This is a genomic window from Knoellia remsis, assembly GCF_003002895.1.
Taxonomy (GTDB): Bacteria; Actinomycetota; Actinomycetes; order Actinomycetales; family Dermatophilaceae; genus Knoellia; species Knoellia remsis.
Genome location: NZ_PVTI01000018.1, coordinates 21,229 through 33,828, shown reverse-complemented (window position 1 = coordinate 33,828; position 12,600 = coordinate 21,229). Strand labels below are relative to the sequence as shown.

Genomic DNA, 12,600 nt, shown 5'->3' with positions numbered 1-12,600 from the left:
ATCAGTGGGGGAGAGCGGGCGGTGGGCGGAGGCCGGAGTCCTTGAGCTCGAGCAGGGCCAGCGCCCTGATCGTCTCGCGGTCGCCGCGCCGCCACGCGCCACTCGGGTCGTCCGAGACGCGAGCGAGCGCTGCCATCGGCTGGTTCGCCATGGCCCGCAACGCGAAGAGGTCGAGGTCGTCGTCGGCGTCGACGAACCGCTGAGCCGCCGTCGCCCGTCGCACGAACCGGCCCCGCGCGAGCGCCCACCACAGCACGATGATGAGGATCGGGACGAGCGCCGTCGTCCACCCGATGACGAGGGCGAACCGCTCCACCGCCGTCACGAGATCACGGCCCGCGTCCTCGATCGAGGTCCCCGCACCCGCGGCCGACCGGAACGGCTCCGCGATCCGGTCGTCGAGGATCGGCAGGTCGTCGACGTTGTTACCGGCAGAGGTGAGCCGGTCGCGCAGCCCGGCACCCGCACCCTCGAGCCGGCGCCCCGGCTCGGCGAGCGCCATCGTCACGTCGTGGACGCGCCGCCCGACCCAGACCCACACGATGACCCAGGCCACCATGCCGAGGTCAGCGAGGATCTGGACGAGGCGACGACCGGGCAGGTCTGCATAGAGCTTCACGGGTCCTAGACTCGCACTCGCGGCACACCCACCGCGTCCCACCGCAGTCACGCAAGTCCCGGCGGCACACCCACCGCCGCCTGACGAAGGAGTCTCCCGTGCGCATCGGCGTCCCCAGCGAGGTCAAGAACAACGAGTTCCGGGTGGGCATCACGCCCGTCGGCGTCCACGAGCTCGTCGGCCACGGCCACGAGGTCCTCGTCCAGAAGGGTGCCGGCCTCGGCTCGTCGATCACCGACGAGGAGTTCGCAAGCCAGGGTGCGCGCATCGTCGACGACGCCGACGACGTCTGGGGCGACGCCGAGATGGTCATGAAGGTCAAGGAGCCGATCGCCGAGGAGTACCACCGCCTCCGCGAGGACCTGACCCTCTTCACCTATCTCCACCTCGCCGCCGACGAGCCGCTCACCAAGGAGCTCGTCGCCAAGCGGACGACATCGATCGCCTACGAGACCGTCCAGCTCCCCAGCGGGCTGCTGCCGCTGCTCTACCCGATGTCCGAGGTCGCTGGCTGCCTCGCGCCACAGGTCGGTGCCTACGCCCTCATGAAGCCGCAGGGCGGCCGCGGCGTCCTCATGGGCGGCGTCGGCGGTGTCGCCAACGCCAAGGTCGTCATCATCGGCGCGGGCGTCTCCGGTCAGAACGCCGCGAACATCGCGCTGGGCATGGGCGCCGACGTCACCCTCCTCGATACCGACCTCGACAAGCTGCGGATGAGTTTCTGGCGCTACAACAACCGCGTCCACGGCCTCGCCTCCTCGACGCTCGCGATCCGTCAGCAGGTCATGGAGGCCGACATGGTCATCGGGGCCGTCCTCATCCCCGGCGCCAAGGCACCCAAGCTCGTGACGAACGAGCTCGTCTCGCAGATGAAGCCCGGCTCGGTCCTCGTCGACATCGCCGTCGACCAGGGCGGCTGCTTCGAGGACACCCGCCCGACGACGCACGCGGACCCGACCTACCAGGTGCACGACTCGATCTTCTACTGCGTCGCGAACATGCCGGGCGCCGTGCCCAACACCTCGACGTGGGCGCTCACCAACGCGACCCTGCCGTATGCCGTCCGCCTCGCCGACCAGGGGTGGCGCGAGGCCTGCCGCGCGGACGCCTCGCTCGCGCTCGGTCTCAACACCCACGCCGGTGAGGTCGTCTACGGTCCCGTCGCCGAGGCGCACGGTATGCCGTCCGGTGACCTCGCGGAGGCTCTCGCCTGACGTGTCTGCCACGCCGATCGAGCGGGCCGCCCGCGGCTGGCTGACCCACCTCGACGTCGAGCGCGGGGTCTCGGCCAACACGCTCAAGGCGTACCGGCGCGACATCGGCCGCTGGACGGCATACCTCTCCTCGGTCGGGGTGAGCGACCCCGACACGGTGACCGAGACGCACGTGACCGACTTCCTCGCGCGGCTGCGTGAGGGTGACGACGAGCACCCGCCGCTGGCGGCCAACAGTGCTGCGCGCACCCTGGTCGCGGTGCGCGGCCTGCACCGGTTCCTCGCGATGGAGGGCGACCTCGACGCCGACCCGGCGGCCGCGGTGAGCCCGCCGCCGCCACCCGCGCGGCTGCCCAAGGCGATCAGCCTGCCCGAGGTCGAGCGCCTGCTCGACGCCGCGTCGGTGGGGGACACCCCGGCGAGCCTGCGGGACCGGGCGCTGCTCGAGGTGCTCTACGGGACAGGCGCCCGCATCTCCGAGGCGGTCGGCCTCGACATCGACGACGTCGCCACCGACGCGGAGCAGCCGGTCGTGCGCCTCGAGGGCAAGGGCGGCAAGCAGCGGCTCGTGCCGCTGGGGTCGTACGCACGCGAGGCCCTCACGGCATACCTCGTCCGCGGGCGACCGGCCCTCGCGGCCAAGGGCAAGGGCACTCCGGCGATCTTCCTCAACCAGCGCGGGTCGCGCCTCTCGCGGCAGAGCGCCTGGACGCTGCTGCGCGCCGCGGCGGAGCGGGCCGACCTCACGGGGCACATCTCGCCGCACACGCTGCGACACTCGTTCGCGACGCACCTGCTCGAGGGCGGCGCTGACGTCCGGGTCGTGCAGGAGCTGCTCGGCCACGCCTCGGTGACGACGACGCAGGTCTACACGCTCGTGACCGTGCAGCAGCTGCGCGAGGTCTATGCCCAGAGCCACCCCCGCGCCCGCTGATAGTGTCGGTGCGATCAGCGGGACGCTGACCGCGCACGACCTGTTCCGGGAGAGAGATGGACTCGTCAGAGACCCAGACCGTGATGCCGTCGACCGACGAGACGGCCGACCAGCCGACCGAGTCGACCCAGACGACACAGGACGCCACGCACGCCACTGAACGACCGGCGACCCGACCCGGCCCCGAGCCCGAGCCGATGCCGCCCGCCAACGAGCCGGTCCCGGCGACGAACCGCTCCGGTCACCTCCCCGGCACCGAGGAGGCCGGAGACGGCCAGCTCGGCCCGACCGGTCGCCCGCTCCCGAGCTTCCCCGAGCCGCAGCCGCTCACGGCGCACGGCCCGGCCCGCGTGATCGCCATGTGCAACCAGAAGGGCGGCGTCGGCAAGACGACGACGACGATCAACCTCGGTGCCGCACTGGCGGAGTACGGCCGCAAGGTGCTCCTCGTCGACTTCGACCCGCAGGGCGCGCTCTCGGTCGGCCTCGGCATCGCGACGCACGACCTCGACGTCACCGTCTACAACCTGCTCACCGAGCGCGGCCACGACGTACGCGACGTCATCCAGCACACCAAGGTCGAGGGCCTCGACGTCCTGCCCGCCAACATCGACCTCTCGGCCGCCGAGGTCCAGCTCGTCGGCGAGGTCGCGCGCGAGCAGATCCTCGCCCGGGTCATGCGGCCCATCCTCGACGACTACGACGTCATCCTCATCGACTGCCAGCCCTCGCTCGGCCTGCTCACCGTCAACGCCCTCACCGCGGCGCACGGCGTGCTCATCCCGCTCGAGTGCGAGTTCTTCGCGATGCGCGGCGTCGCCCTGCTCGTCGAGACGATCGAGAAGATCACCGACCGGCTCAACCCGCGCCTGCAGATCGACGGCATCCTCGCGACGATGTTCGACGGTCGCACCCTGCACTCGCGCGAGGTCGTCGCCAGCGTCGTCGAGCACTTCGGCGACCAGGTGTTCCACACCGTCATCAGCCGCACGGTGAAGTTCCCCGACGCGACCCTGGCCGCCGAGCCGATCACGACCTACGACTCGACGCACAAGGGTGCCGGGGCCTACCGGCAGCTCGCGAGGGAGCTCATCTCCCGTGGCGGAGCAGCCTGACACCGCGCCCGACGCCGTGACCGACGCCCCCGGCGGCGTCATCACCCGTCGGGCCGCGGCGAGCCCCTTCGAGGTCCACCTCGAGAACTTCTCCGGACCCTTCGACCTTTTGCTCGGGCTCATCTCGAAGCACAAGCTCGACATCACCGAGATCGCCCTCGCGAAGGTCACCGACGAGTTCATTGCGCACATCCGGGCCGAGCAGGCCAAGGGCGACGCGGGGTGGGACCTCTCGCAGGCGTCGGAGTTCCTCCTCGTCGCGGCGACCCTGCTCGACCTCAAGGCCGCGCGCCTCCTGCCGCAGCTGAGCCCGGAGGATGAGGAGGACCTCGCCCTCATCGAGGCCCGCGACCTGCTCTTCGCGCGGCTGCTGCAGTACCGCGCCTTCAAGGACATCGCGCACACGTTCGGCGAGCGGATGGCGACGGCCGGCCGGATGACCCCGCGCCAGGCCGGCATCGAGCCGCAGTTCGCCAAGCTCCTGCCCGAGCTCATCTGGTCGGTGACGCCGGAGCAGCTCGCGATGATCGCCGCGCGGGCGCTCACCCCCAAGACCCCGGACACCGTCGGACTGGCGCACCTGCATGCCCCGGCGGTGAGCGTGCGCGAGCAGGCAACGATCATCGGCGAGCGGCTGCGCCGCGAGCGGGTCGCGTCGTTCCGCACGCTCGTGCGCGACGCCGACAACACCCTCGTCATCGTCGCCCGGTTCCTCGCCCTCCTCGAGCTCTTCCGCGAGGCCTCGATCAGCTTCGAGCAGGCCGAGGCGCTCGGCGAGCTCACCGTCCGCTGGACGGGCGCGATGGAGGGCGATATCGAGGTCACCGACGAGTTCGACGAGGCCGCGCCTTCCGAGGACCGAACCGGCGAACCCGCGCCGGACCAGAACCCCGACGACGCCACCCCTGATCAGCGAGAGGCTGACCATGACTGACACCACTGATGCCGCACAAACGGACGACGTGACGCCCGAGCCGAACGGGCCGGTCGAGCCGGACGGGCCGACCGAGGCCGAACAGCTCGCCTTCGACGTCGGCGACGTCCCCGGCGGCCTGCCAAGCGCCATCGAGGCCATCCTCATGGTCGTCGACGAGCCGGTCACCGAGGTGGCCCTCGCCTCCGCGCTCGAGGTTCCCGTCCCCGACGTGGAGGAGGCCCTCGAGGGCCTCGAGGAGGGGTATGCCGCACAGCAGCGCGGATTCGCGCTGCGCCAGGTCGCGGGTGGCTGGCGCATGTACAGCCGCGCCGACTACGCCCCGGTCGTGAGCCGGTTCATCCTCGACGGCCAGCAGGCCAAGCTCACCCAGGCCTCGCTCGAGACCCTCGCCGTCATCGCCTACCGCCAGCCGGTCTCGCGCGGGCGGGTCGCGTCGGTGCGTGGCGTCAACGTCGACGGCGTCATCCGCACCCTCCTCACCCGCGGCCTCATCGAGGAGGTCGGCACCGACGACGAGTCGACGGCGACGCTCTACGGCACGACCTCGGTCTTCCTCGAGCGGCTCGGGCTGCAGTCCCTCGACGACCTGCCCGCCCTCGCCCCCTACCTGCCGGAGGTCGACGTGCTCGACGAGATCGCTGAGAGCGGGCGGGCATGACGCCCCCCAGGGACCGCCGCGGAGGCGGGGGAGCGGGCCGTGGCGCCGGCTCCGGTGGTGGCCGCCGGGGCGGCTCCGGTCAGGGCCGACCCGGTCAGGGCGGCCCCGGTCAGGGACGCGGCGGACCCAGCCGCGGCGGCCAGGGCGGATCCGGCCGCCCGCGCGGAGGCGCGACGACGAAGCGCAGCCAGCCGACCCAGCCCAAGCAGCGACCACCACAGCCGAGCGTCGACGTCCACGACCCGGACGGCATACGGCTGCAGAAGCTCCTCGCCGGAGCCGGAGTCGGCTCGCGACGGGTCTGCGAGCAGCTCATCGCCGACGGCCGCGTCGAGGTCGATGGCCAGATCGTCACCGAGCTCGGTGTGCGCATCCGGCCCGACCAGGTCGTCCACGTCGACGGCGTGCGCGTCACGCTCGACGAGTCCCGGGTCTACCTCGCCTTCAACAAGCCGCTCAACGTCGTCACGTCGATGAACGACGAGCTCGGCCGCATCGACATCGGCAACTACGTCGGCGACCGCAAGGAGCGTCTCTTCCACGTGGGCCGTCTCGACGCCGACACCGAGGGCCTGCTCATCCTCACCAACGACGGCGAGCTGGCGCACCGGCTGCAGCACCCGAAGTACGGCGTCCTCAAGACCTACCTCGCGCAGGTCCCCGGGCCGATCCCGCGCGACCTCGGCAAGCGGCTGCGCGAGGGCGTCGAGCTCGACGACGGCCCGGCCTCGGTCGACTCGTTCCGCATCGTCGACAGCCAGCCCGGCAAGGCGATCGTCGAGGTCGTTCTGCACGAAGGCCGCAAGCACATCGTGCGGCGGCTCCTCGCCGAGGTGGGCCACCCCGTGCAGTCGCTCGTGCGGACGCAGGTCGGTCCGATCCGGCTGGGCGACACCAAGCCCGGCAAGTGGCGCAAGCTCACCAAGGGCGAGGTCGGCGACCTCTACTCCGCAGCCGGCATGTGAGCGAGCCCGGCATGACCACCCCCACCTCGACGGACCCCAGAGTCCACGTCGTCGGCACCGGCCTCATCGGCACCAGCCTCGGACTCGCGCTGACCCGGGCCGGCTGGCCGGTGACGCTCGAGGACATCTCGAGCACGAACGCCGCTCTCGCCCGCGACCTCGGTGCCGGGTCGACGACGCCGACGAGCACGGCACCACCCGGCCAGAGGGGAGAGGGCGACGGGCCGGCAGCGCACCCCGACCTCGTCGTCGTCGCCACCCCGCCCGACGTCACCGCCGGCTGCGTCGCGGACGCGCTCGACCGATGGCCGCAGGCCGCCGTCACCGACGTCGCGTCCGTCAAGGCGACTGTCATCGACGACCTGCGCGCTCGCGGCGCCGACCTCACGCGGTTCTGCGGGTCGCACCCCATGGCCGGGCGCGAGCGCAGCGGGGCCGTCGCCGGCCGGCACGACCTCTTCCACGGACGCGCGTGGGTCCTCACGCCCACCGAGGAGACAGGCGAGCAGGCTCGGGAGCTCGTCGCCCACGTCGCGCGCACCGTCGGCGCCGAGGTCATCGTCCTGCCACCCGGCGACCACGACGCCGCCGTCGCGTCGGTCTCGCACGTGCCCCAGCTGATGGCGAGCCTCGTCGCCGCCCGCCTCGAGGACCTGGACGGGTCCGCCGTCGCGCTCTCCGGGCAGGGACTTCGGGACGTCACCCGCATCGCCGCGAGCGACCCGCACCTGTGGACCCAGATCCTCTCCGGCAACGCGACCGCCGTGCGTGACGTGCTGCGCGCCATCGCGAGCGACCTCGACGGCGTCATCGCGGCCCTCGACGCGCTGGATGCCGACTCCGACGCACCCGGTGCCCGCGGCACCCTCGCCCGGGCCATCGCCGCAGGCAACGCCGGCCACGCGCGGATCCCCGGGAAGCACGGTGCCGCACCCACGGCATACGAAACGGTCCGGGTGCTCATCCCGGACGAGCCGGGGCAGCTCGGGCGACTCTTCGCCGACGTCGGCGAGATCGGCACGAACATCGAGGAGTTCCACCTCGACCACGGGTTGGGCCAGGCGTTCGGGCTCGCCGAGGTCGACGTCGTGCCGGCCGCTGCCGCTGAGCTCGCCGAGGGGCTGCAGGCCCGCGGCTGGCGCCTGCACGGCTGACGCCGGCCTGGCTGACGACCGCCCGGCCGACGCGGGACCGTATCCTCTCCACCCATGAGCGCTGACACCCCGAGCACCGGCCCGGCACTGACGATCGCGATCGACGGGCCCTCCGGCTCGGGCAAGTCGAGCGTCTCGAAGGCCGTTGCGACCCGGCTCGGCGTCGGCTACCTCGACACCGGTGCGATGTACCGCGCGCTCACGTGGTGGTGCCTCGACCAGGGCGTCGACCTCACCGACGAGGCCGCGGTCGTCACGGTCGCGCAGGACTGGCCGCTGGAGCAGACGACCGACCCGAGCAACCAGCGCGTCATCGTCGGCGGCACCGACGTCACCGCCGACATCCGGACCACCGAGATCAGCTCGCAGGTGTCCAAGGTCGCGACGAACGTCGGCGTCCGCCCGATCCTGCAACAGCTGCAGCGCGACCGGATGGCGGCCATCGCCGCCGAGACCGGTGGCGTCGTGGCGGAGGGGCGTGACATCACGACCGTCGTCGCACCGGACGCGCTCGTGCGGATCCTGCTCACGGCGAGCGAGGAGGCGCGGCTGCGCCGTCGCTCCACCGAGGTCCACGGAACCGCCGACGAGGCCGCCATCGCCGCGACCCGCGACCAGGTGCTGCGCCGCGACCGGGACGACTCGGCCGTCTCGCAGTTCACCGTCGCCGCGGACGGCGTCGTCACGGTGGACACCTCGGACCTCGACTTCGACGAGAGCGTCGAGGCCGTCCTCGCCGTCGTCGCCTCTGTCGCCGGCCACGCACGGGCCTGACCTCGGTCGCGTCCGACCGTCGATCGCGGCTGACCATCGGCCCCGCTGTGGGACGGGGCACGCTCGCCGGGCCACAGCCAGCACCGCCGGTAGGTTGCGCCCATGCGTGAGTTCACCCGAGACGGTCTGACCTTCGACGTCACCGACACCGGACCGGAGGACGGCGAGGTCGTCATGCTCCTGCACGGCTGGCCGCAGGACCGGGGGACGTGGGACGCCGTCGGCCGCGAGCTCACCGCCGAAGGCCTGCGCGTCGTCGCCTTCGACCAGCGCGGCTACTCACCGCGCGCGCGACCGCGCGAGCGGGCGGCATACGCCATGAAGGAGCTCGTCGCCGATGTCGTCGCGGCGATCGACGCGACAGGCGCCGAAAAGGTCCATCTCGTCGGGCACGACTGGGGCGGCGCCGTCGCGTGGGCGTTCGCCGAGCAGCACCCCGAGCGGCTGCACTCCGTCATGTCGGTGTCGGTGCCGCACCATCGCGCGTTCGCGGCGGCGCTGCGGCGACCCCAGCAGGCACGGATGAGCTGGTACATGGCGGCGTTCCAGGTGCCGAAGCTGCCCGAGGCGTTCCTCGGGCGGCGCCTGTATGCCGTGTTGCGCGGCATCGGTCTGCCGCGCGAGGAGGCGAAGCGGTATGCCGCCCGCTTCCGTGAGCCGGGTGCGGCCGCGGGCGGGCTCGCGTGGTACCGCGCGTTGCCGCTCGGCGGGGACCTCATGCCGGGGCCGCGTGAGCTGCTGCCGCGCCGGTTGCGCGGCGCTCGGGGTGGCAGCGACGGCGCTGGTACGCGGCGGATCCAGGTACCGGCGACGCTGCTGTGGGGGTCGAAGGATCCGGCCCTGGGGCGCGAGGCCGCCGAGGCGACAGCGCGGTGGGTGGATGCCGACTACCGGTTCGTCGAGGTCGACGGCGGCCACTGGCTCCCCGAGACCGAGCCGGCCCTCGTGGCCCGGACGATCCTCGACCGCGTCCGCCCCACCCCCTGACTCCCGACTGATTGCCCGTTCTGGTTGCGCCCCGCCGCACTGATTGCCCGTTGCGGTCGCGTTGCGCCGCACTGATTGCCCGTTGCGGCTGCAGCCTGCCGCACTGATTGTCCGTTGCGGTTGCAGCCTGCGGTATGCCGGCCGCTCGCCGTGCGTGCGCAACTCACCAATTCCTCCCCTCCGCCACACTGAACCGAGCATGGCCACGGCTGGGGGAGAATGGTCGGCATGACGACTTCCGAGAACCCGACTCCTGACGAGGGCGCCGCGACCGACGAGTCCGTCGCCACGGCCCTGCGGGCGGGTCTCGACGAGTTCGACCTCAGCGACGAGGACCTTGCGCTTGTCGACCGCGACGACGCCGACATCGCCCACGAAGCGGCCCTCGAGCAGGTTCCAGTCGTCGCTGTCGTCGGCCGCCCGAACGTCGGCAAGTCGACCCTCGTCAACCGCATCCTCGGCCGGCGCGAAGCCGTCGTCGAGGACGTCCCCGGGGTCACGCGCGACCGCGTCGCCTACGACGCCGAGTGGAGCGGGCGCCGGTTCACCCTCGTCGACACCGGCGGCTGGGCCATCGACGCGAAGGGCATCCACCTGCGCGTCGCCGAGCAGGCCGAGATCGCCGTCGAGCTCGCCGACGTCGTCCTCTTCGTCGTCGACGCCGTCGTGGGCGCGACCGACGACGACGCCGCGGTCGTCAAGCTGCTGCGCCGTTCGGGCAAGCCCGTCGTCCTCGTCGCGAACAAGGTCGACGACCAACGGTTCGAGGCCGACGCCGCCGCGCTGTGGAACCTCGGCCTCGGGCAACCGTGGCCGGTGTCGGCGCTCCACGGCCGGGGCAGTGGTGACGCCCTCGATGCCATTCTCGACGTGCTCCCGGAGAAGTCCGCGGTCTTCGGTGCGTATGCCCGCGGGGGGCCTCGCCGGGTCGCCCTCCTCGGTCGCCCGAACGTCGGCAAGTCCTCGCTGCTCAACCGTCTTGCCGGGTCGGACCGCGTCGTCGTCGACGACGTCGCCGGCACGACCCGCGACCCCGTCGACGAGCTCATCGAGCTCGGCGGCAAGGAGTGGCGCTTCGTCGACACGGCCGGTATCCGCCGCCGGGTGCACCAGACCCGCGGCGCCGACTTCTACGCCTCGCTGCGCACCCAGACCGCGCTCGAGAAGGCGGAGGTCGCGATCGTCCTCATCGACGCGTCGGTGCCGATCACCGAGCAGGACATCCGCATCGTCCAGCAGGTCGTCGACGCCGGTCGTGCTCTGGTCATTGCCTACAACAAGTGGGACCTCACCGACGAGGAGCGCCGCCACTACCTCGAGCGGGAGATCGAGCGCGAGCTCGTGCAGATCCCGTGGGCCCCGCGGGTCAACGTGTCCGCGACGACGGGCCGGCACATGGACCGGCTCGTGCCGGCGCTCGAGACCTCGCTCGACTCCTGGGACACCCGGATCCCGACCGGCCGGCTCAACAGCTTCCTCGGTGAGATCGTCGCCGGGCACCCGCACCCAGTGCGCGGCGGCAAGCAGCCGCGCATCCTCTTCGCCACCCAGGCGTCGACGCGGCCGCCGCGGTTCGTGCTCTTCGCGTCCGGCTTCATCGAGGCCGGGTACCGCCGGTTCGTCGAGCGCCGCCTGCGTGAGGAGTTCGGCTTCGAGGGCACGCCCATCGAGGTGTCCGTGCGCGTGCGTGAGAAGCGCTCCCGCCGCTGAGCCTCCTCGCGGCAGACTCTCCGGTGTGACTGCCGCCGACCACACCGAACCACCCGCCGGGGGCGGAGCCCACCCGACGGGCGGTGACGTCATCCCGCTGCGGGAGGCGACGCGCGCGTGGTTCGCCATCTCGCTGCAGACGTTCGGTGGGCCGGCCGGCCAGATCGCCGTCATGCAGCACAAGCTCGTCGACGAGAAGCGCTGGATCGGTCAGAGGCGGTTCCTCCACGCCCTGAACTACTGCATGCTCCTGCCCGGGCCGGAGGCGCAGCAGCTGGCGATCTACACCGGCTGGCTGCTCAACGGCGTGCGGGGAGGCCTCATCGCCGGCGGACTCTTCGTCCTGCCCGGGGTCGTGGCCCTGCTCGTCCTGTCGGGGATCTACGTCGCGTACGGCGAAACCGACCTCGTGGCAGCGCTCTTCGCCGGGGTCGCGCCGGCCGTCATCGCGATCGTCGTGCACGCCGTGTACCGCGTGGGCCGGCGCGCGCTGCGCCATCCCGGACTCGTCGCGATCGCCGTCGGAGCGTTCGCCGCGCTGACCCTGTTCGGGGTGCCGTTCCCGGTGGTCGTGTTCGCGTCCGCGGTCGCCGGCTGGCTCCTCAGCCGCCGTGTCGGTGACCTCGGCGGCGGCTCCAGCGACGGCGGCGACGACGGGCCCGCCCCTCTCGTCAGCGACGACGCCCTGCACCACGAGCTGCCGTCGGCCCGCCGGTCCCTCGGCGTCGTCGTGCTGGGTCTGGTGCTGTGGTTCGCGCCCGTCGCGGTGGTCGCGCTCCTCGCGGGCAGCCTCGGCACCAGCGTCTTCACCGACCAGGGGCTCTTCTTCTCCGGTGCCGCCGTGGTCACCTTCGGCGGGGCGTATGCCGTCCTCGCATATGTCGCACAGCAGGCCGTCAGCGTGTATGGCTGGCTCGCTCCCGGCGAGATGGTGCGCGGCCTCGCCCTCGCGGAGACGACCCCCGGACCGCTCATCATGGTCGTCCAGTTCGTCGCCTTCGTCGGGGCGTACCGCAACCCCGGTGTCCTCGACCCGTGGGTCGCGGCCGTGCTCGCGTCGCTGCTCGTGACGTGGGTGACGTTCGTGCCGTGCTTCCTCTTCGTCCTGCTGGGGGCGCCCTACGTCGAGCGGTTGCGCAGCAACACGCATCTCTCGGCGGCGCTCACCGGAATCACGGCCGGGGTGGTCGGCGTCATCGCCAACCTCGCTGTCTTCTTCTCCCTGCACACGCTGTTAGACGTCACGCGGAAGGTCCAGTCCGGCCCCGTGCGTCTCGAGCTGCCCGTCCTCGACACGTGGGATCCGGTGGCGTTCGGGATCACGGGTGTGGCGCTGGCGATGATCTTCTGGCGCGGCTGGAGCCCGCTGCGCACCCTCGGTCTGTGCGCCGCCCTCGGGCTCGCAACCTTTGTCGCGAGTCTCATCCGCTGAGCGCGAATGACAGGTGACAATCGGCCCATGAGTCGAGGGTCGGCCGATGACAGGCGCACTGAGGCACCGGGCTCCACCCGGCCGGACTCATGGCCGCCACT

General features: G+C 72.1%; 12 protein-coding genes. 11 read left to right on the top strand and 1 reads right to left on the bottom strand.

The window, feature by feature from the left end:
• Position 1: 1 nt before the first annotated feature.
• The gene (locus BCF74_RS11305; protein WP_106298062.1) at positions 2-619 is read right to left on the bottom strand and encodes a hypothetical protein; all 618 of its coding nucleotides are present in this window, start codon (positions 617-619) and stop codon (positions 2-4) included.
• Positions 620-717: 98 nt separating this feature from the next.
• Here BCF74_RS11305 and ald point away from each other — a divergent pair, with 98 nt between their 5' ends.
• The 11 genes from ald to chrA all read left to right on the top strand — a co-directional run bounded on the left by ald (position 718) and on the right by chrA (position 12,499).
• Complete coding sequence (gene ald / locus BCF74_RS11300) at positions 718-1,833, top strand: alanine dehydrogenase (protein WP_245889310.1); 1,116 nt, start codon at positions 718-720, stop codon at positions 1,831-1,833.
• Position 1,834: 1 nt separating this feature from the next.
• Positions 1,835-2,767, top strand: coding sequence for a site-specific tyrosine recombinase XerD (gene xerD / locus BCF74_RS11295; protein ID WP_245889309.1), 933 nt, complete (start codon positions 1,835-1,837; stop codon positions 2,765-2,767).
• 197 nt (positions 2,768-2,964) lie between these two features.
• Positions 2,965-3,882 carry a ParA family protein gene (locus tag BCF74_RS11290; RefSeq protein ID WP_106298106.1) on the top strand — a complete coding sequence of 306 codons (918 nt, stop codon included), beginning with the start codon at positions 2,965-2,967 and terminating at the stop codon, positions 3,880-3,882.
• Positions 3,866-4,816, top strand: a complete 951-nt coding sequence (locus BCF74_RS11285; protein ID WP_106298060.1) for a segregation and condensation protein A — start codon at positions 3,866-3,868, stop codon at positions 4,814-4,816. Before BCF74_RS11290 ends, BCF74_RS11285 begins: the two co-directional genes overlap by 17 nt.
• Positions 4,809-5,477, top strand: coding sequence for an SMC-Scp complex subunit ScpB (gene scpB, locus BCF74_RS11280; protein ID WP_106298059.1), 669 nt, complete (start codon positions 4,809-4,811; stop codon positions 5,475-5,477). The genes BCF74_RS11285 and scpB overlap by 8 nt, the downstream gene beginning before the upstream one ends.
• On the top strand, positions 5,474-6,442 hold the full coding sequence (locus BCF74_RS11275; RefSeq protein WP_106298058.1) for a pseudouridine synthase: 969 nt from the start codon (positions 5,474-5,476) through the stop codon (positions 6,440-6,442). The genes scpB and BCF74_RS11275 overlap by 4 nt, the downstream gene beginning before the upstream one ends.
• An 11-nt stretch (positions 6,443-6,453) precedes the next feature.
• Positions 6,454-7,596 (top strand): prephenate dehydrogenase, encoded by a 1,143-nt coding sequence (locus BCF74_RS11270; RefSeq protein ID WP_106298057.1) that lies wholly within the window; start codon positions 6,454-6,456, stop codon positions 7,594-7,596.
• A gap of 54 nt (positions 7,597-7,650) precedes the next feature.
• Complete coding sequence (gene cmk, locus BCF74_RS11265; RefSeq protein ID WP_106298056.1) at positions 7,651-8,370, top strand: (d)CMP kinase; 720 nt, start codon at positions 7,651-7,653, stop codon at positions 8,368-8,370.
• A 102-nt stretch (positions 8,371-8,472) separates the two neighbouring features.
• Positions 8,473-9,357, top strand: coding sequence for an alpha/beta fold hydrolase (locus BCF74_RS11260; protein WP_106298055.1), 885 nt, complete (start codon positions 8,473-8,475; stop codon positions 9,355-9,357).
• 228 nt (positions 9,358-9,585) lie between these two features.
• Positions 9,586-11,067 carry a ribosome biogenesis GTPase Der gene (gene der / locus BCF74_RS11255; RefSeq protein ID WP_170070223.1) on the top strand — a complete coding sequence of 494 codons (1,482 nt, stop codon included), beginning with the start codon at positions 9,586-9,588 and terminating at the stop codon, positions 11,065-11,067.
• Positions 11,068-11,092: 25 nt separating this feature from the next.
• Complete coding sequence (chrA, locus tag BCF74_RS11250; RefSeq protein ID WP_106298053.1) at positions 11,093-12,499, top strand: chromate efflux transporter; 1,407 nt, start codon at positions 11,093-11,095, stop codon at positions 12,497-12,499.
• Positions 12,500-12,600 lie beyond the last annotated feature (101 nt).

Bases quoted from the DNA above. Each gene is read 5' to 3' on its own strand.
- scpB (WP_106298059.1), top strand. From the start codon at position 4,809: ATGACTGACACCACTGATGCCGCACAAACGGACGACGTGACGCCCGAG.
- cmk (WP_106298056.1), top strand. From the start codon at position 7,651: ATGAGCGCTGACACCCCGAGCACCGGCCCGGCACTGACGATCGCGATC.
- BCF74_RS11275 (WP_106298058.1), top strand. From the start codon at position 5,474: ATGACGCCCCCCAGGGACCGCCGCGGAGGCGGGGGAGCGGGCCGTGGC.
- der (WP_170070223.1), top strand. From the start codon at position 9,586: ATGACGACTTCCGAGAACCCGACTCCTGACGAGGGCGCCGCGACCGAC.
- BCF74_RS11260 (WP_106298055.1), top strand. From the start codon at position 8,473: ATGCGTGAGTTCACCCGAGACGGTCTGACCTTCGACGTCACCGACACC.
- BCF74_RS11270 (WP_106298057.1), top strand. From the start codon at position 6,454: ATGACCACCCCCACCTCGACGGACCCCAGAGTCCACGTCGTCGGCACC.
- BCF74_RS11290 (WP_106298106.1), top strand. From the start codon at position 2,965: ATGCCGCCCGCCAACGAGCCGGTCCCGGCGACGAACCGCTCCGGTCAC.